Source organism: Pseudoalteromonas sp. SR41-7, assembly GCF_014163935.1.
GTDB classification, from domain to species: Bacteria; Pseudomonadota; Gammaproteobacteria; order Enterobacterales; family Alteromonadaceae; genus Pseudoalteromonas; species Pseudoalteromonas distincta.
In genome coordinates this window covers 100982-119805 of the sequence record NZ_JACJEF010000008.1, presented here as the reverse complement: position 1 = coordinate 119805, position 18824 = coordinate 100982, and the positions used below count along the sequence as shown (strand labels likewise).

Sequence of the window (18824 nt, the reverse complement as noted above, 5' to 3'; positions counted from 1 at the left end):
TTATGTAATTAACAACCCGTAGTAACAAGTGTAATCACTGGAGGAGTTACAACTACAGGGCCTGTCGTCGCAGTAGCTTGCGTGTATTCAATTCGACAATCATCAACAGTAGTTGCATCCACAGTGTAACTATTAGGAAAAATAGTTACTGTTGTATCGTTTACAAATAAATTGAAATCAGCTGAATCAATTGCATTTGGTGTTCCATCTGCAAAGTTGACATCTAAAAATGCTTCAAAGGCTTCTTCTGTTGCTGCTGGATAACCATAAACAGTAGGTACTGCTACACCAGTATCTACTGTAACTGTAGCCTCATCCTTTTTGTGATCACTAGCAATAATAGATTTGCCATTCACAATATTCATACCACTGCGAATCGACCCTTGTAAGCCTTCAAGTGTTGAAGCATTGGCATCACCTTGCAAGTTTAAAAAGCGAGGTGCTGCGGTAACAGCTAAAATGCCTAAAATAACAATTACGATGATCAATTCAACAAGTGTAAAACCTGCTTGTTTATTCATTGGTAAACTTTTTAACGATTGCGTTTTCATAAGTAAGCCTCTTTTTAATTACTTAATTTTTAAATATTTTTACTTTGCCTGTTTTAGCAAAGTATGAAAAACCTGTTAAACCTGATATTTCCCCTGTATTGGTAGGTATACTTTTAACATCAATGGTGTGAGTTAAATAATAGACGCATTGCGTATTTTCTGCATTGTACCTAACTAAAAAACTTACACTTTTTATTATCGATAATTCATTACTTAACGTACTACTGGGTGCATCTTGTAAAATTATATTCAAAACTTGGCGGCATTTATTCGCATTTATAACTTCTGCACGAGTATCTTTTTTTTCTGTTTCATCGCTTGTTGGTGTACCTAACGTCCCATCAACACCAACTATTACCCCTGCATAGTTAACAAATGTTTTGTTTGACCTGCTGTTTGGCCTACCTTCTAATTCCCATTGACCCCTAACCATGCCAACGGCCGATGAGAAACTACCTGCTATAGCGTCAACGCTTGCATTATGCGCTTGATTTTTAATACCTATATATTGAGGTATAGCAAAGCTCAAAATTACTGCCAGTAAAATCACAACAATAACTAACTCAAATAATGAGAAACCTTTTGAGTAAGCCTTTGATGCAATCACTTGGTTAATTACCTTTAATCGCGGACATCATGTTCCACATCGGCATAAAAATACCCAACGCTAAAATCAGCACCATAATGGCAACAAACACAGTTAAAATAGGTTCTATTTTTGCAGTTAAGCTCCGTAAGTCGTAATCAACTTCACGCTCATAATAATCAGCAGCCTCTTGTAAGAGCTCATCAACCCGACCTGTCTCTTCACCTACCGCCACCATCTGTAATACAAGCTGAGAAAACAGCTGAGAACTTTTTGAGGCTCTGAGTAAACTATCGCCCTTTTCTATATCTTGGCGCATAGTAATAATCGCTTTTTCCATATAGCTGTTATCTACGGCATGCGCTGTTAGTGATAAACCAGTGGTCATAGGCACACCGGAGCGCAATACCATAGCTAAACTTTGACTGTAGCGCGCAAGCAATGTCCGTTTTAAAATATCCCCAATAAATGGAATTTTTAATTTATATTGATCCCACTTAAAGCGTCCAGGCTCTGTATTTAAATAACGCCTCCAAGCAAAAACAGAACCAATACCCATCACCAACAATAACCACCAGTAGTTAACAAAAAAGCTGCTAGTGCCAATTAATATTTGAGTCATTAATGGCAATTCAGCATCAAATTTTTCGAACATACTGGCAAAGGTAGGAATAACAAAAATATTCAAAATAATCATAGCCGCTACTAGAGCCAAAATAACAAAAGTAGGGTAGCGCATAGCTGCTTTTATACGCTTTCGGGTTTCTTGTTCTTTCTCAAAATAAATAGCGAGTTGATAAAACGCATCTTCTAATCGTCCAGAGCCTTCACCAACCATTACCATGGATACTGTTAAACGGCTAAATACCTCGTTATGTATCGCCATTGCACTGGATAAGTCGCGGCCTTGTTCGAGCTGCTTGGTAACTTCTATTAGTACATTTTTAAATTTTTTATTTTGTGTTGTTTCTGCCAACCCAACCATTGCTCGTATAATTGGTATACCTGCTTTTAATAGCGAATACATTTGCCTAGAAAACATAATCATGTCGTCTAGCGTTATTTTTTCGACAAATAAATTATCAAAAATTTTGATGTTATTTTTTGTTTCAACTAAAGAGATTGATATTGGTATAAATTGACGCTTCATTAAACTATCAGCTACGCCAGCTTGGTTACTCGCTTCTAATTGGCCTTTAACCAACATACCTTTGCTGTCTTTCGCTTTGTAGCTATATAGTTGCATCAATATCCCCTACTATTTCTGGAATATATTCAGCCACTTTAAATACTTCATCTAAAGAGGTAATACCTTGCTTAGCGTAATTTAGTGCCATTGTTGAAAGTGGTGAAAAGTTAGCACTATTTTTAGCTGCCTTTGCAAAACCTTGTGTGTCGTTAACCCGTAATGCATCCATCATCGCATCATCCATTTCGAGTAACTCAAAAATACCTACACGCCCTTTATAGCCACTGTGATTACATGCGGTGCAACCTTGCCCTTTAGAAAATTGAGCATCTGTAATCTCTTCGCCTAAATATTTTAACCAACTTAATTCTTGGCGATCTGGCAAGTACGGTACTCTGCAGTCATTACATACTCGTCTTACTAATCGCTGAGCAATAATCGCGCGCAGTGAACTTGCCACTAAGTAAGCCGGTGCCCCCATGTCGATTAAACGCATAGCACTGGTAATTGCATCATTGGTATGTAACGTTGATAGTACGAGGTGGCCTGTTAAAGCGGCCCTTAATCCAATATCTACGGTTTCTTGGTCACGCATTTCACCAACCATTATAATGTCAGGATCTTGCCTTAGAGCGGTCCGTAAAATACTTGCAAAGCTCAGCCCTATTTTATTATTTATTTGTACCTGGTTAATACGGCCAATACGATACTCAACGGGATCCTCTACTGTAATAATTTTACTTTCTTGTTGGTTTAACTCACTTAATGCACCGTATAGTGTGGTTGTTTTACCCGAGCCTGTTGGCCCAGTAACTAAAACCATGCCATGCGGACGTTTTATAATGCTGCGTACACGTTTTAATATGTGTACTGGCATGCCTGTCTCATCTAACGATAATAATCCGGCTGATTGATCAAGCAAACGCATTACAACTGATTCGCCATGCTGAACGGGCATAGTAGATAGGCGCACATCAATACTATGGCTGCGCACTTTTATATTAAAGCGACCATCCTGAGGGAGGCGTTTTTCAGATATATCTAATCCCGACATAAGCTTTAAACGTAGCACGAGTGCCGATGCTATTTTTACTTGGTTAAGAGTGTGCTCTTGTAATATGCCATCTACACGTTGACGAATGCGAAGCAAACCTTCATCAGGCTCAATGTGAATATCAGATGCGCGAACTTGCACAGCATCTTCAAATATTGATTGCAGTAGCTTTACAACGGTTGCATCAGATGTTTCATCACCTAAAGAGTTTAAATCAAACTCTTCTACGTCTTGATATTCTTCATGGAGTTGTGCTGCAAAGTTAGTAATTTCATCTGTACGACGATATACGTTGTCAAACGCAGCCATTATTTGACTTTCTTGTACAACAGCTAAATCTATTCGTTTAGGAGCAAGCATAGTTGCAAGTTGATCAAGCCCCCTTAGATCAGCAGGATCGCTCATCCCGACTAAAACAGAGTCACCATTGTCTTCAATTACTAATGCTCTGTAGCGACGTGCATAAACCTCAGATAAAAGCTTAGATACATCAGCTGATATTTTTCGCTGTGATATATCTAAAAAAGGTACTTGTAATTGCTGCGCTAAAAAACGTAATAGTTGTGGTTCACTAATAAACTCAAGTGTAATAAGCGTCGAACCTAATTTACGACCCGTCGCAGCTTGAACGTTTAGCGCTTCGCTTAGTTGCGCTTCGGTGATCATGTGCTCATGAACAAGTAAGTCCCCTAAGCGCATTTTTAAACTAGGTCTCATACGGCCTCCTTTAGCGCAACTAAACGCTGTAATGCATGCTGCGTCATAGCTGTATTTAATCCACCTAAATCTAGAGCCACTTTGTAAAGCTGTTTAGCATCGAGGTACTCTCCTAATGCATCTTTTGAGGTTGCAAGTGCCAGCCACCACTTAGCTTGACTAGGCTGTAGTTGTGTAAGATGTTTAAAGCTTTCAAGTGCTTTATGGTGCTTACTCGCACTTTGCGCAGCAGTACCTTGTAGCACCCAAAAATCAAGATTCGCTTGAGCCTCAAATTCATCACTTAAAAGCAGCAATACTCCTTCATACTGTTGTTGCATAATGAGTATTTTGCTTAGCATTACACGCCATTCAAGTACGTTAGGGTTTTGGCGAATACCTGCTTGCAAAACCTGTTGCGCAGAATTTATATCTTGTTGTTTAAAGTAAGTTGCAGCGAGTAAATTTCGAGCTTCAACGTGCAAAGGCAATTGCGCTAAAATAATATTTAAATCACTAATGGCTTCATTGTATAAGCCAAACTGTATTGCTTGTTTAGCTGCGGCTAATTGCTCAATCAATAAAGCCTGTGGCGACTTAGCTTCTGCCACGCTTTTAATCATAGTATTTTGAGGCTTAGCTTTAGTCATTGGCGTAATTTTTGGCTTACTCACAGTAACTTCGCTTGCGGTTAACTCTTTATTATTAGCTAGTGCAGAGCTTTGTTTAACCTCGGCAATTACAACCGGCCCAACTACTGGCTGAGAAACCAATAATGTAGCTTCACTCGACTTGGGTTCAGCTAAATCATCCACTTTTGGTTTTATCTGCTCAATTGGTATAACTGCCTTCACAGCTTCTTGCTCAACCATAGGTTCTGCAGTGCTTTTTTCATCTTGGGAGTCAGATAAATTAGAGGTTATAACCGCGACCATTTTTTGCTGTGGTAACACAGACTCACGTTGAGTCTCTTTTTTGTCGGCGGTCGGTAAATATAGGTATGCTAAAAAAATGACACTTAGCATAATAAGTAAAATTACGGCTTTAAATGCAATATTTTTTACATCATATATCGGCTTTAAACTTATACCTTCTTGAATACTTACTTGTTTAGCTTCTCGTTGCTCAATATTTTTAAGCATATTATTTATAACGCTCATAACAACTGCCTCCATACCCATATGGCAGCAATAGCTAAAACACTAAACATTAAAGCACTGTAGCTCCAATATTGTCCGGTTCGATACTTTGCGCAGTCTTCGGTATCTTTTATGGCAAGTTGAATATGGCGATTTGTTATTATATTTAACCCTTCACCGTAAGCTTGTAATAGTGCTTTGTGGCATAAAATATTAACTAACCTAGGAATTCCACGGCTAGCTCTAGCAATTTTGAGCCCCATACTATTATTAAATAAAGGAGGCCTATTAAACCCTGCAACTTGTAAGCGGTGATTAATATAATAAACAACCTCAGCGCCAGTCATCGCCCGTAATTTATACGAAAAACTGATACGTTGGCGTAATTGCCTTACTTTGTTGTTTGCCAGCTTTTCATCAAGTTCAGGTTGCCCAAATAACACAACTTGAATTAGTTTTTCACTTTCTGTTTCTAAGTTTGTAAATAATCTCAGCGCCTCTAGAGTCTCCCAACTCAAGCATTGCGCCTCATCTATCAAGAGCACTACACGCTCATTATCTTCTTGTAAGTCGAGTAAGTGATGATTTATAAGCTGCCCTAGTGCTTGCTGATCTAATGCTTTATCTACATCCATACCCAGCTCAATGGCAATCGCCCATCTAAGCTCTTCTGGGCTTAAATAAGAGTTAGGTAAATAAGCCACAATGTAATCTGGCTCAAGTTGGTTTAATAGCTTTCTACAAAGTAGCGTTTTACCAGTCCCAACTTCACCAGTGACTTTAATAAACCCTTCACCCATTTCAATAGCTGTTGTTAACACTTGCATCGCTTCATGGTGCGGTTCAAGTGCACAAAAAAACTCTGTGTTAGGGGTTAACGTGAAAGGCATTTCACTTAAATTAAAAAAGCTTAAATACATAGTTAGTTTTCATACCATGTTTTTAAAAGCTGACGGCTTTCACCTTGTTGTTTTTTCCAAGTATCTGGCATAACAACCGTTGGTTTGATTAAGATAATCAGTTCTTTTTTCTCTTGGCGTTTACGAATACTTTTAAATAAATTGCCAAATAGTGGGATATCCCCCAACACGGGGGTTTTTGATTCTTCATCCTGTGTTGATGTTTGCATCAAACCACCAATAACCACTATTTCGCCACTTTGAGCGCGAATAACAGTATCTGATTCTCGAATGTTACTTTGTGCTAGAGGCAACTCAAACCGTTGATCGTCTAATGTAATTACTTTTAGCTGCTCTTCTGTTTCAGTTACTGAAGGGTGAACATGCAAAATAACTGAGCCGTACTTGTCAATTTGCGGCGTTACATCAAGGGCAATACCAGAAAAGAACGGCGTTAAATCTATCTCAGGCGAGGTCGTTGTAGCAGTACCCGTTACCGTCGTACTTGATACATTAGTAACAAAATATTCGTCTTGCCCTACTTTTATAACTGCTTTTTGATTGTTTGTAGCGGTAACTCGAGGGTTAGATAGCATTTGCACATCACCTTGCGTTTCAAGCAAATTAATAACCCCGTTAAAGTCTCCTTTTTGAATGGTTAGCGATGACGCTCCACCAATTGCGGCTGAAATACTATTACTAATAGTAGAACCCGCTGTTGTAGCAAACGAAATACCGCCTTCTAAACCACTCGCTATACGCTCCCAGTTAACTCCCTGTTGGTACTCATCTTTTAAAGTTACTTCTATTATTTTTGCTTCTAGAATAACTTGGCGTTGCAGGTTTTCTTGGCTTTGACGCAAAAACTCTTTTAGCTGACTAATTTCGCTTGGTAATGCATTTACGGTTACCAAACTAGCTTGTGGGCTTGCAACAACATAGCGCCCATCGCTTGCGCCAATTAAAGACTTAAGGGCGACTTCTAATTCTTTCCAAAAGTCATTTTTATTAATTGTTTGGATTCGAGAACCGTTTAAATCTAAGCTTTGATTATCGCCGCCAAACTCATTATTTTGCTGGTTACTACTACCTGAACTTGAACCATTCAAACTACTGCCACTTTGTGCAAATTGACTAACCCCACCAGCAACCACACTCACTGTAGACTGACCATGGCGCTGCATCATTAAATAATTTACAGGTATTGTTTCTGTGCGCATTTTGGCTGGCAGTACTTGTACTATTCGTCCTTCATTAACAATATCTAAAGGATACATACGCTTAATAACAGCAATGACTTCATTAAAAGTAACGCTTTTAAGATTTAAACTAATTGTGCCATTTACCTCAGGATGCACAGCAACACTAAAAGGCGTATCGTCTGTTAAGCCTGCAAAAAAGGCGCCTATTTCAACGTCATTAGCGGCTACATCAAAACGCTTTATAGATAAATCATCACTTATAGTTTGCTCATTATTTATTGATGACAACAAGCTTTGTGTGAGTTCGCTTGGCATTTGTAAAGGCGCAATTACTTTAGGCTTTGTTGGTTTTTCTGCTAGCTCTTGCTCTATATGCGTTTTAATCTCTTTACCTGGTTTAAAGCTATGGCACGCAGTTAAAAATGTAGGTAACAATAGAAGAACAAGCCACGGATGAGATAAATTATTTTTTAATTTCATAGTCATATAATTCTAATTTTATTTGTTTATCATCATTTGCTAACACAACCTGTTTTGAGTTAATGCTTAGCACCCGAAAATCGTCTACAGCATCACCGACTCGATAAATATGGCCTGAAATAATGGCCTTAAATGCTGTACTGTTTTTAATAATAGATTGCAATTTAAGTTCTGTGTTTTGAGTTACACTCTTGTTGTTATTTACATACATATTTGGTTGAGTAGGATCGCGTAATTGCGCTAATGCACTGGGTGCGAAAGTGAACAAAAGTAATAAAAAACATAAATTATAATGCGATAAATTTTTCATTAGCGCTCACTGTAGCAATTTGTAAAGTTAATTCAGCTTGAGGGTACTCTAGTACCTGATAACTAAACTCCTGTATTAATAACTTATCTTGATTATTTTTTAATGCGGCTAAATATTTTTGTAAGCTAAAGTAGCTACCTTCTAAAGTAACGACCATCTGATGCTCAAAAAATAATGTTTGCGTATCATGTTCACCTAGTTTTTCTACATCGATAGCCTGTGCTGGTTTGACATTAAAGCTACTCACTTTTACGTCGCTACTATCTACGAGCAAATCTTTTAAAACGGCAGGTACATTTTTAGCCGCTACAAAGCCTTGGCTAAAACTATTAAGTTGATTATTTATTTCTGCTAACTCATCTCTGGTTTGTGCAATTTGACTGCGTAAAACCTTAGTGTAGTCGTAGTTTAGTGCTTGATTTAACATGGAGAGTTGCGCATTTATCTGCTGTAACTCCTGCAATGCTGCATTTTGTTCAGAGCGAATATGAGCAACTTCATCTTGCTGTGGAAAAATAACAAACCACAGGCCGAGGTAAATCACCATGAATAAGCCTACAAATACAGTGGAATACTTCTCACGCTTTTGCAGCGATGCAAATTGAGCTCGATACTTTGCCCAAATAGGCCAACCTTTGTCTTTCTTGTTGTTCATGGTTTAGCGCCTTTATCAGCAAGGTCGGTCGCCACATTAAATTCACTCAGACCATCTTTTGTTGACAGTTCTAAAACTGAAAATTCTTTATCAATAAAAAAAGGTGACTGCTTTAAATTATTAAACCACATAGGTAAAAATTTTGACTGCGATACTTGCCCTTGAAACGTGACACTTTGCCCTACAAATTTAATATGGGTAAGCCAGATATTAGGCTCGTGATACTTGGCTAAATCTTGCATAACCTGCGCATAGTCGGTTGCGGATTGATCTGAGCTTTGCTCTAAATAACTAAATATTTGCTGCTTATGCAAAACCTCTTGCTGAAGTGTTTTTAGCTCATTAATAAAAATTGTTTTATTTTGCTTCTCTGCTAGCTGCTGTTTTACAACTTCTAACTGAGCTTTTCCTTGTTTGAGATATTTCTTTTTTTGTTCTAAATCAAGCTCACTTGAATAAGTTTTATAACTGTAAAAAGCCCACGTGATTGCAATAATTAATAGCGCACCTAACCACAGTGTAATCATTCCCGATAAAGGGACTGGGTCTCGGCGTACTCGTAAGGTTTTTTGATAAAAATTAATCCGGGTTTTCATAGCACAGACTCCGGATCTGTTAATTGATAGGCTGCTCCGAGCGCATAATAAAAGTTTGCCTCTAATTGCTGCGCTAATTCTAAGTTAGGCGCAAAATCTACAACTTTTACTTGTAAAAACTCTGCAAGACCGGCTCTAAGAGTTAATGAAGATAAATCATCGCACTGTAGCTGTATGCTGCGAATTGGCGGTTGCTTGAGCTGGCTTTCAAAAAAGTCCATCGAACGCTGAATTTCTAACCCTAACGCCTCTACTAGTTCTTGGTTTTGATCCTTGTCTGAAATACCTAAAAAACCATTTAATCGCCTAGCTAATACTAATTGTCCATCACGAATAATTAAGATTCGAGGTTCATGATTAGCATGCTGCACAATCAGCATATGCGCCTCTTTGTATGAGCCAAATAAAGTTACTAAAACCATTTCTTCAGAGGTCATTGCACGCAAAACTGGTTTAGTTTGTTCAAAACTGTCTATAAACGGAAGTAGCTGCAGCTTATTGGTAATAAATACATTCATTTTGCTGCTTTGCATTGGTAACGTTATTGGATAATCGATAAAGTCAGCTACAATGTTTTCAGAAGCTATATCAACTAAATCTTTTGTAGTCCAAGGCAGCGACTGAATGATTTCTTCATCACTAAGGTTTGGTTTATCCATTTGCACTATTTGATAAAAGTAGTGCGGTATGACTAAATTAACTGCACAAATATCAGTAGACACCTCATTTGTACAAGCAACAATTGCAGCGGTATAATCGGTTTGCTCAGACACATTTACACTGTGAGAACTGTGAACCATCCATTGGTCGCGTTGTTTTTTTAAACATACCGCGTTAACAGTATCTGCGTAAGTTGCAACACCAATAGCTGTATTTGGATCTAAACTACGATTTAACCATGAAAACAGCTTTTCTTTCATATAGCTACTATTGTTAATTGAGTATGAAATAAGTGTCGTACATTTTAACTACTTTGCCAAATTGAAAACCAATAAAATGCGTGAAAAATTCAAAATAGATGAAAATAACTATATTCAACAATTAGATAGCTCGTTTCTAAAAAAGAGAAATATTTGTTTAGGTATAAAACGTGATGATTTACTCCATCCGCTAATAAGTGGCAATAAATGGCGTAAATTAAAATACAATTTAGCGTATATGCAAAAGATAAATAAAACAGAGCTTCTGACTTTTGGTGGTGCGTTTTCAAACCATATTCATGCCTGCGCAGCGGCAGGAAAAGAATTTAATATAAAAACTCGCGCGATTATTCGCGGACCAGAACTGGATAACAACAACCCAACAATCCAATTTGCAAAACATTGTGGTATGAACCTGCATGTTGTTAATCGTATAGAATATCGAAAACGCCACAACATCGATTACCTTAATGCTCTGCAAGAGCGCTTTCCAAATGCTTATATCATCCCTGAAGGTGGTACAAATGAACATGCTTTATTAGGGTGTAAAGAATTAGTACAAAGCTTACCCGAACATAGCTACTTAGTTTGTCCTACAGGTAGTGGTGGCACACTTGCTGGACTAATAGAAGGCAGTGCTTCAACAACACAAGTTATTGGTATCGCGGTATTAAAACAAGCTGATTATTTAAATGAAGAAATAAAAAAGCTGAGCGCTAAAGCTAATAATCAAACTAACTGGCAGTTACTCACAGAGTTTCATGATGGTGGCTATGGTAAGTTTTCACCTGAGTTATGGCAGTTTTGCCAAGATATAGGCCGCACACACAACCTACCGCTTGAGCCTATTTATAGCGGAAAAATGATGTATGCATTGTGGCAGCTTATTGAGCAAGATTATTTCCCATCTGGGAGTAAAATTATTGCTGTTCATACTGGCGGGCTTCAAGGCTTAAATGGGCTTAAATATAGAGGGTTAATCTAGACCTTAATTAAATACCGCTTGCGTAAACTCTTGAAGTGGCTCTGAAAAGTAAAAACCTTGAGCTCCTACCACTCCCAATTTGGTAAGCGTAAGTAGCTCTTTTTGAGTCTCTACGCCCACCGCGTATACGGGTAGATTTAAAAGACTAGCGGCTTCGACTATCCTTTTTATTTTCTTTTGACTTTGAGTTTTTTCATCTAATAAATGAACCAGTTCGTAAGATAACTTAAGCCCACATACTTGGTTATAATCAACTAGCATGGCTACTTTCTCGCTGCTTTTTACATTATCAATCACAATATGTGAATGCCCTTTTTTAATAACATTGAGTGCATTAGTTATCGACTCTCTATGAGTAAAAAATTCTGCCTCACTTATTTCAAATTGTAATTTAGTATTTAACTTAAGCTCTGCCATTTGATTGGCTAACCACTCCCAAAATACAGTATTAAACCAATTTTTAGGGTGTAGATTTACACTAACTGTTAAAGCCGAAGACTCACTGAGCATTAGCTTTTTGACTTGTGTTATTACAGCTTTATCTAATATTAAAGCGTCTTGATCACTATAAACCTGCTTAATAAAATAACGAGCGGCCAGTAAACCAAGTTGGCTATGCCTAACCCGAATAAGAGCTTCATGCTGCAGGATATCTCCACTAGAGAGTTCAAATACAGGCTGAAAGAATAATATAAATTTATTCTTTTTAATGTTTTCTATAACCTGTTTGCTAGAGAGGTGTTTTTCTTGGCAGTGATTTAACGTTAAACGGTGGCAATGCTGCAATAGGCTGCTTTGTGATAGCGCGAGTGCTGATTTTGCTAGCTTATAAACCGCCACTTGATCAGCGCCTAATTGATAATCACACGCACCTATTTTAATATTTTTATGAGTAATATTTTTTTGATGATTTTGACATATTAAAAACACATTTTTATGAAGCTTTTCAACGTAGCTATTCAACTCGCTAATAGAAATGTTTGGTAAGGTAACCGCTAAGTAATTAGAGTTTAGTATTTTTACCGACACACCTTTAAGTTCGGCTAATTTTTTAGTAATTAAGACTTTAAAATTGGCTTCTATATCCGTTTTTTTATCATAGCTACAATCACACTCAATAAGTAAAAATAAGTTATGTGATGCAGTATTAACTCCATACAAAGAACTTAAATCACATTTTTTTGCCTGTTCGATTAGTTGAGTATTTTTATACCTTTGTTGAATAATTTTAGTCGGCTGTATAACTGTATTTTTAAGCATTACTTTACGGTTGACTTTTAACAGGCTCCACCAGCGATAAGACCAATTAGCAGCGCCTAATATAATCAGATTCAAAAATATAAATAAGTAGCTTTGTGTTACCCACACTGGATAGTGATAAAGGCTCAAACTTAACGTTTTAAAAGTAAAAACTTCGCGTTCTAAATTTACTAAGTTCCTAAAGTGATCAGAAGAATTTTGCAGCTCTAACTTAAAGCCTTCATTTTTAGCTAATGCGACCAACACTTCATTATTTATAGAGGGAGATAAATTTAATTCATAAACGCGTTTAACAAACTGCTGCCCAGAAACATGTGCTTTTTGATGTAATGCATCATTTAAAATGAAATTAAAACTAATAAGTATCATCAAAAACAAAACAAAAGAGATACCTTTGAAGTACTTTAAAAGCCAGAGTTTACTCTTTTGCATAGCCTGCCACTCGTTATATTGATAACTAAAGTGTTGTTCAATATCTATAGAAGCACAAGGCTGCAAACTAAGTTTAAACGTTTATTAATAGTACTAAACAAAAAACACTCAGATAAACGAGAACTTACAAAAATAAACAGCTATGCCCTTTATTCTGTAAATAGATGAAAGCCATCGACAGATCATTTTAAAAAGTATGCCAGCAGAGATTATGCTGCATACCGCCTTAATTAAACCAATGGCGGGTTTTATTTGCAAAGTATACCAAGCTTAGCATTACGGGGACTTCTACCAACACTCCCACCACAGTGGCAAGTGCAGCCCCAGAATGTAAACCAAATAATGAAATAGCAACCGCAACAGCTAGCTCAAAAAAGTTTGAAGTGGCAATCATACATGCAGGCGCCGCTATGTTATGTGCAAGCCCCATTTTTTTAGCTGCAATATAAGCAATCGCAAAAATACCGTAAGTTTGAATTAAAAGCGGGATTGCAATAAGAACTATTGCCTCTGGTTTTTCTATTAATATCTGCGATTGGAAACCAAACAATAGCGCTACTGTCGCGAGTAAGCCAATAATAGAATAAGGTTTCATTACCTTTAAAAAGTTATTTAAACACGTATGGTCATCTTCTTTATCAAGCTTTTTACGGGTAACAGCACCGGCCACCAGCGGGATAAGTACATACAATACCACCGATAATAGCAGTGTATCCCAAGGTACAGTAATATCAGTCACACCAAGTAATAGCCCTGCAATAGGTGCGAAGGCAAAAATCATAATTATGTCATTTATTGATACCTGCACTAAGGTGTAATTAGCATCGCCTTTTGTCAATTGACTCCACACAAACACCATAGCGGTACAAGGCGCAACACCCAACAAAATCATACCAGCTATATATTCTGTAGCTGTTTGTGGGTCAACAAAATCGGCAAAAATACCCTTAAAAAATAACCAGCCTAGTAGCGCCATAGTAAAGGGCTTTATAAGCCAATTAATAACGATAGTGAGCACTAACCCTTTTGGTTTTTTACCTACATCTTTAATTGATGAAAAATCAATTTGCACCATCATTGGGTAAATCATCAACCAAATAAGTACTGCGATTACAATATTTACATGGGCATATTCAAAACCAGCAATTAAGCTAAATGCACTTGGCATTATAGAACCAGCTACAATACCAAAAGTAATAGCTAAGGCTACCCACACAGAAAGATAACGTTCAAATAATCCCATTGTTCTGTCCTAAATAGAGCTTTGATTAACGCGTTGGCTAAGTTCTTCTGCAGATTCCACACGTTCAGAATAACGATCTACAAAGTAATCTTTTTGATCTCGTAATAACAAAGTAAATTTTATCAACTCCTCCATAACATCAACAATCCGATTATAAAGTGGAGAGGGTTTCATGCGCCCATTTTCTTCAAATTCTAAATGAGCTTGTGGCACTGAGGACTGATTTGGTATTGTTACCATACGCATCCAACGCCCTAATACTCGTAGTTGATTCACTACATTAAATGATTGCGATCCACCACAAACTTGCAGCACTGCGAGTGTTTTACCTTGCGTTGGCCTTACACCACCTAAATTGAGTGGTATCCAATCAATTTGGTTTTTGAATATACTCGTCATTGACCCATGACGTTCTGGAGAGCACCATACTTGCCCTTCTGACCAAAGCATTAAATCTCGTAACTCTTGTACTTTAGGGTGTGATTCATCTTCACTATCGGTTTGAGGTAAACCTTCAGGATTAAAAATTTTAACCTCAGCACCAAAATACGTTAATAAACGTGCACTCTCCTCTATTACCAACTTACTATAAGAACGCGCTCTTAATGATCCATATAACAATAAAATTTTAGGTTTGTGCTCAGAAAAACTAACATTAAAATTTTTAGTATGTGGAACAACGCTGTGTATTTTATTTGTATTTGGTAACCCATTAACTTCTGACATTTATAACTCAACCTTTACCAAGTGAATATACGAAAAATCGAATATGTGGAATTTCACATGCAAACACGCGTGAGTCAAATTCTATTTTATAAATTTTTTTAAGTTATTAAAAAATCGGCTCAAGCCAATGGAAGGGATGGCGGAAGGTATTTGATAAAAATATTAAGTTATTTATATAGCGCAACTATTTATTTAAACAGCGAATTATAGTTTCACGTAGTTTTTGTGTTTTAATGGGTTTTGCAACATGAGCATTCATGCCAATAGATAAGTATCGTGTAATATCATCTTTCATAACATTAGCTGTTAAGGCAATTATTGGAATATTTGCGATAGTTTCATCACTATCATTACGAATAATTTGAGTCGCCTCAACACCGTCCATGATAGGCATATGAATATCCATTAAAATTATATCAAACGGCTCTAATTTTACTGTTTGGATGCACTCTAATCCATTATCAACTAAGTAAACCTGAGCGCCGCTATTTTCTAGTATGTTGGTAACTATGAGTCGATTGATTGAATTATCTTCCACAACTAATACTTTAATACCCGCCAGCGACTGTTCACTCACAGTATTTACTTTAGGCACTTCATTAAAAAAACCTAACACTCTACTGCTCACCTCCTTATACAAGACACTCGAATAAACAGGTTTTTGCAAAATTGTGTTTATATTTATTTTGTTAGCCACATCATTAAGTAAAACCTCATGATCCCTTGTAAGTACAATTATATTACTGCAAAGCTGGGGATTAATATTATAAATACGCGTTAAAAATGTTTCACTACTCATCGCTGGCATTATCCAATCGACAATAATGACTTTAAATTTTTCTTTATTCTGTTCAATAATATCAATAGCTTGCTTAGCAGACGAGCACGCAGTACATGCTAAACCCATAGCTGTAAACTGATTTTCAATTACTTTAAGGTCCTCTTCATTATCATCTATAATTAATACATCAAACGGATCAGTAAAGATTAGGTTAGGCGTATCATCAATCAACGCTTGGTTGTTCAATTTAACTTCCACCGAAGCTACAAACTCACTACCCACACCTTGAGTGCTGTGTACTGTTATATCACCACCCATCAATTGGCATAAACGCTTACTAATTGTTAAACCTAACCCTGTACCACCAAACTTCCTAGTTGTAGAACTATCTGCCTGAGTAAATGATTCAAATAAATTACTAAGATTATCCTCAGCGATGCCAATACCTGAGTCTTTAACTGTAAAATATAAGCAAACACTTTGCGGATCGTCTAATAACTTTCTTGACTCAATTAAAACCGATACAGTGCCGTGAGGGGTGAATTTAATTGCGTTAGAGCATAAATTTAACAGCACCTGATTTATTCGCACTACATCGCCGATTAAGTCCAGTTTAACTGCCTCATCAATGACAATATCAAATGTGACCCCTTTACTTTGGGCCAATTCATTGAAGGTTGCTTTGATATAATCAACAATCGAATTTACAGAAAAAGGAAATTCCTCAAGGTTAATGTTTCCAGACTCAATTTTTGAAAAGTCTAAAATATCGTTAATAACCACCAGGAGTTGATCTGAGGAGTATTTAATTTTATCTAAATAATACTCATACTCACCAGGTAAACCTTTTTCGAGCAAAATATTAGTCAAACCAATAATCCCACTCATAGGGGTTCTAATTTCATGACTCATATTTGCTAAAAACTCAGACTTAGCGGATGTCAGATGCTCTGCTTCTTCCTTGGCGTGCAAAAGCTCTTCAGTGCGCTCTTCAACGCGCGACTCTAATCTTTGCTTTTCTTCATCAAGCTCTTTTAAAAGTTGAATGCGGCGTTGGTTTAAAAACAAAACAAAAACTAAAAAACTAAAAAACTGCTAAGAATAAAAATAATTACAGTAGCGCTGTAAATTAATATTTTATTTTTCTCAAAGTAAGTTGGCTCGTAATAAGAGATAATTGACTCTTCTGGCAAGCTCTGCGGAGCAATATTAAACTTACTTAATTGTCGCCAATCATATGAGTATGTACTAAGCCCTTCACCACTAATTTCATTTAACGCTTTATTTTCATTATAAAAAACTATTGAATCGGCAATACGTTTACCTATTTTTTCACCCGACAATACATACCCACCAACAACACCTGAACCTAATAGTACCTCCCAATAACTAAAAACGGGCGCTGAACTTGCTTCAGCTAATCGCTCTACTAGCTGATAAGGGCTAAGTGATTTATTATCGTAACGCCTAAAAATGGGGGTAAATAAAATAATTGAATCTGCTGGGGCATTTCTTACTTTGGTGAGTAATTCTGGTAATGGAAGATCAAACCACTTTTCTACACTTAAATACGAAAAATCACGGTTAATAACCGAAAATAGTCCTCGATGAAAGCTCATACCAATATCGTTTTTTGTATCTAAAATCACGATCAATTTTTTAGGCTTCATTAAATTAACAGCATTTGCTGTTGCTTGCGCATAATCTAATTTAGCTTGGATCACAGCTCCGCTGGTCTTTTTTGGTAGATTAAACTGGGCGCCTGGCTCTAAGTATATTCGTGGAGCATTTATAAAAAAATCATCTAATTGAGATAGTAACGTCGCTGCAGAAGGCGACTGAGTAACGATGATATCGATGTGCTTATTTTTATATTTTTGTTTGAGGTAGTCTTTCATTAACTGTTTTTGATTAACTTCATCAAAGCGATTTACATCCATATTTTCGACAAATAGTTCATAACTAAAAGAACGTTTTGTAAGCTCTGTACGCAGTCCAAGCTCAACACTTTTATACCAAGGCATATCTTGATTTGTTGAATTTATAAATAAAATATGAGTAACATTTGAAGGAGTTTGAGCGTGTGAACTAGGGCTCAAGAATTGAAAAACAAGAAATAAAAATAAGATATTAGTTTTCATGTTTCTCATTGTGTAATCAGAGGAAAGTAGTTTAATGGTAAGTGTTAACGATATATATATCAATTAAATACAAGATAAAATTTACTGTAATTTAACATTACCAACAATACTATTTCACTTTACAGCCTAATGAGGTCTTATATTGATAGTTTTTGGATTATCATCACAGCGCAATACGCATAAAAAACCCAGTACGAATACTGGGTTTAGAGTAAAAAGTGTAAAGAATCTAATTATCTTTACACTAATAACTTTATATCATTTAGAACGGGATATCGTCATCAAAATCAATGGTTGGTTCCATTGGGTTTGATGCACCACCTTGCGGAGCACTTTGTGGTTTAGGAGCGAAACCACCTTGCTGCTGCGGTGCACTATTTTGTTGTGGTGCAAAGCCGCCTTGCGGCTGGTATTGATTACTTTGCTGCTGTGGTGCTGGAGCCGGTTTTGGCTGCGCTGCAGGTGCTGCTTGCTGTTGTGGAGCATAACCACCTTGTTGCTGGTTATTTTGGCCTTGATTATTTTGACCGTAACCACCGCTTTGTTGAGCACTTTGCGCTTGATTACCTTGGTAACCTCCACCTTGTGATTGATTACCTTGGTAACCACCACTTTGTTGATCGCCACCACGTGCGCCTAACATTTGCATTTGACCAGTAAAGCCATCTACAACTATTTCTGTAGTGTATTTTTCTTGGCCTTGTTGATCGGTCCACTTACGTGTTTGAAGTTTACCTTCAACATAAATTTGTGAACCTTTACGACAATATTCACCAACAATTTCAGCTAACTTGCCAAAAAATACAACACGGTGCCACTCAGTTTTATCAACCATTTGGCCAGTGTTCTTATCTTTATAGCTATCCGAAGTTGCTAGGGTAATATTTGCTACACCGTTGCCGTTAGGCATATAACGAACTTCAGGATCTTGCCCTAAATTACCAACCAAAATTACTTTGTTCACACCGCGTGCCATGGA

General features: G+C 37.0%; 18 protein-coding genes. 1 reads left to right on the top strand and 17 read right to left on the bottom strand.

The window, feature by feature from the left end:
- Nucleotides 1-8: 8 nt before the first annotated feature.
- From H5092_RS12700 to H5092_RS12650, 11 genes are read right to left on the bottom strand one after another with little or no spacing between them, the layout of a single operon-like run.
- The gene (locus H5092_RS12700; protein WP_024594534.1) at nucleotides 9-551 is read right to left on the bottom strand and encodes a prepilin-type N-terminal cleavage/methylation domain-containing protein; all 543 of its coding nucleotides are present in this window, start codon (nucleotides 549-551) and stop codon (nucleotides 9-11) included.
- 22 nt (nucleotides 552-573) lie between these two features.
- Complete coding sequence (locus H5092_RS12695; RefSeq protein ID WP_182716461.1) at nucleotides 574-1158, bottom strand: prepilin-type N-terminal cleavage/methylation domain-containing protein; 585 nt, start codon at nucleotides 1156-1158, stop codon at nucleotides 574-576.
- Between the two features lie 4 nt (nucleotides 1159-1162).
- Nucleotides 1163-2383 carry a type II secretion system F family protein gene (locus H5092_RS12690; protein ID WP_182733628.1) on the bottom strand — a complete coding sequence of 407 codons (1221 nt, stop codon included), beginning with the start codon at nucleotides 2381-2383 and terminating at the stop codon, nucleotides 1163-1165.
- Nucleotides 2370-4097, bottom strand: coding sequence for a GspE/PulE family protein (locus tag H5092_RS12685; RefSeq protein ID WP_076925387.1), 1728 nt, complete (start codon nucleotides 4095-4097; stop codon nucleotides 2370-2372). The genes H5092_RS12690 and H5092_RS12685 overlap by 14 nt, the downstream gene beginning before the upstream one ends.
- Nucleotides 4094-5236 (bottom strand): tetratricopeptide repeat protein, encoded by a 1143-nt coding sequence (locus H5092_RS12680; protein ID WP_182733627.1) that lies wholly within the window; start codon nucleotides 5234-5236, stop codon nucleotides 4094-4096. Before H5092_RS12680 ends, H5092_RS12685 begins: the two co-directional genes overlap by 4 nt.
- Nucleotides 5233-6135 (bottom strand): ExeA family protein, encoded by a 903-nt coding sequence (locus H5092_RS12675; protein ID WP_024598054.1) that lies wholly within the window; start codon nucleotides 6133-6135, stop codon nucleotides 5233-5235. The genes H5092_RS12680 and H5092_RS12675 overlap by 4 nt, the downstream gene beginning before the upstream one ends.
- A gap of 2 nt (nucleotides 6136-6137) precedes the next feature.
- The gene (gene mshL / locus H5092_RS12670; protein WP_182733669.1) at nucleotides 6138-7796 is read right to left on the bottom strand and encodes a pilus (MSHA type) biogenesis protein MshL; all 1659 of its coding nucleotides are present in this window, start codon (nucleotides 7794-7796) and stop codon (nucleotides 6138-6140) included.
- Nucleotides 7780-8106, bottom strand: coding sequence for an agglutinin biogenesis protein MshK (locus H5092_RS12665; RefSeq protein WP_024594540.1), 327 nt, complete (start codon nucleotides 8104-8106; stop codon nucleotides 7780-7782). Before H5092_RS12665 ends, mshL begins: the two co-directional genes overlap by 17 nt.
- The gene (locus H5092_RS12660) at nucleotides 8084-8761 is read right to left on the bottom strand and encodes a hypothetical protein (protein WP_024598056.1); all 678 of its coding nucleotides are present in this window, start codon (nucleotides 8759-8761) and stop codon (nucleotides 8084-8086) included. The genes H5092_RS12665 and H5092_RS12660 overlap by 23 nt, the downstream gene beginning before the upstream one ends.
- The gene (locus H5092_RS12655; protein WP_024594795.1) at nucleotides 8758-9357 is read right to left on the bottom strand and encodes a PilN domain-containing protein; all 600 of its coding nucleotides are present in this window, start codon (nucleotides 9355-9357) and stop codon (nucleotides 8758-8760) included. Before H5092_RS12655 ends, H5092_RS12660 begins: the two co-directional genes overlap by 4 nt.
- Complete coding sequence (locus H5092_RS12650; RefSeq protein WP_165723724.1) at nucleotides 9354-10277, bottom strand: MSHA biogenesis protein MshI; 924 nt, start codon at nucleotides 10275-10277, stop codon at nucleotides 9354-9356. The genes H5092_RS12655 and H5092_RS12650 overlap by 4 nt, the downstream gene beginning before the upstream one ends.
- A gap of 76 nt (nucleotides 10278-10353) precedes the next feature.
- On the opposite strand from H5092_RS12650, the gene H5092_RS12645 reads away from it, so the two are divergent.
- Nucleotides 10354-11262, top strand: coding sequence for a 1-aminocyclopropane-1-carboxylate deaminase/D-cysteine desulfhydrase (locus tag H5092_RS12645; RefSeq protein WP_182733626.1), 909 nt, complete (start codon nucleotides 10354-10356; stop codon nucleotides 11260-11262).
- A gap of 3 nt (nucleotides 11263-11265) precedes the next feature.
- Here H5092_RS12645 and H5092_RS12640 read toward each other — a convergent pair whose 3' ends face one another.
- The 6 genes from H5092_RS12640 to ssb all read right to left on the bottom strand — a co-directional run bounded on the left by H5092_RS12640 (nucleotide 11266) and on the right by ssb (nucleotide 18821).
- A complete protein-coding gene (locus H5092_RS12640) occupies nucleotides 11266-12954 on the bottom strand; it encodes an EAL domain-containing protein (protein WP_182733625.1) in 1689 nt (562 codons plus the stop codon).
- 226 nt (nucleotides 12955-13180) lie between these two features.
- Nucleotides 13181-14197, bottom strand: a complete 1017-nt coding sequence (gene arsB / locus H5092_RS12635; RefSeq protein WP_024595324.1) for an ACR3 family arsenite efflux transporter — start codon at nucleotides 14195-14197, stop codon at nucleotides 13181-13183.
- 9 nt (nucleotides 14198-14206) lie between these two features.
- The gene (gene arsH / locus H5092_RS12630; protein WP_182724166.1) at nucleotides 14207-14923 is read right to left on the bottom strand and encodes an arsenical resistance protein ArsH; all 717 of its coding nucleotides are present in this window, start codon (nucleotides 14921-14923) and stop codon (nucleotides 14207-14209) included.
- 184 nt (nucleotides 14924-15107) lie between these two features.
- Entirely contained in the window at nucleotides 15108-16772 is a 1665-nt protein-coding gene (locus H5092_RS20710) for a response regulator (RefSeq protein ID WP_259398388.1), read from the bottom strand.
- 8 nt (nucleotides 16773-16780) lie between these two features.
- Nucleotides 16781-17845, bottom strand: a complete 1065-nt coding sequence (locus tag H5092_RS20705) for a diguanylate cyclase (RefSeq protein WP_259398387.1) — start codon at nucleotides 17843-17845, stop codon at nucleotides 16781-16783.
- A 262-nt stretch (nucleotides 17846-18107) separates the two neighbouring features.
- Nucleotides 18108-18821 (bottom strand): single-stranded DNA-binding protein, encoded by a 714-nt coding sequence (gene ssb, locus H5092_RS12620; protein ID WP_182712142.1) that lies wholly within the window; start codon nucleotides 18819-18821, stop codon nucleotides 18108-18110.
- Between the last annotated feature and the right edge of the window lie 3 nt (nucleotides 18822-18824).

Bases quoted from the DNA above. Each gene is read 5' to 3' on its own strand.
- H5092_RS12700 (WP_024594534.1), bottom strand. From the start codon at position 551: ATGAAAACGCAATCGTTAAAAAGTTTACCAATGAATAAACAAGCAGGT.
- H5092_RS12690 (WP_182733628.1), bottom strand. From the start codon at position 2,383: ATGCAACTATATAGCTACAAAGCGAAAGACAGCAAAGGTATGTTGGTT.
- H5092_RS12685 (WP_076925387.1), bottom strand. From the start codon at position 4,097: ATGAGACCTAGTTTAAAAATGCGCTTAGGGGACTTACTTGTTCATGAG.
- H5092_RS12680 (WP_182733627.1), bottom strand. From the start codon at position 5,236: ATGAGCGTTATAAATAATATGCTTAAAAATATTGAGCAACGAGAAGCT.
- H5092_RS12675 (WP_024598054.1), bottom strand. From the start codon at position 6,135: ATGTATTTAAGCTTTTTTAATTTAAGTGAAATGCCTTTCACGTTAACC.
- mshL (WP_182733669.1), bottom strand. From the start codon at position 7,796: ATGAAATTAAAAAATAATTTATCTCATCCGTGGCTTGTTCTTCTATTG.
- H5092_RS12665 (WP_024594540.1), bottom strand. From the start codon at position 8,106: ATGAAAAATTTATCGCATTATAATTTATGTTTTTTATTACTTTTGTTC.
- H5092_RS12660 (WP_024598056.1), bottom strand. From the start codon at position 8,761: ATGAACAACAAGAAAGACAAAGGTTGGCCTATTTGGGCAAAGTATCGA.
- H5092_RS12655 (WP_024594795.1), bottom strand. From the start codon at position 9,357: ATGAAAACCCGGATTAATTTTTATCAAAAAACCTTACGAGTACGCCGA.
- H5092_RS12650 (WP_165723724.1), bottom strand. From the start codon at position 10,277: ATGAAAGAAAAGCTGTTTTCATGGTTAAATCGTAGTTTAGATCCAAAT.
- H5092_RS12645 (WP_182733626.1), top strand. From the start codon at position 10,354: ATGCGTGAAAAATTCAAAATAGATGAAAATAACTATATTCAACAATTA.
- H5092_RS12640 (WP_182733625.1), bottom strand. From the start codon at position 12,954: ATGCAAAAGAGTAAACTCTGGCTTTTAAAGTACTTCAAAGGTATCTCT.
- arsB (WP_024595324.1), bottom strand. From the start codon at position 14,197: ATGGGATTATTTGAACGTTATCTTTCTGTGTGGGTAGCCTTAGCTATT.
- arsH (WP_182724166.1), bottom strand. From the start codon at position 14,923: ATGTCAGAAGTTAATGGGTTACCAAATACAAATAAAATACACAGCGTT.
- H5092_RS20705 (WP_259398387.1), bottom strand. From the start codon at position 17,845: ATGAAAACTAATATCTTATTTTTATTTCTTGTTTTTCAATTCTTGAGC.
- ssb (WP_182712142.1), bottom strand. From the start codon at position 18,821: ATGGCACGCGGTGTGAACAAAGTAATTTTGGTTGGTAATTTAGGGCAA.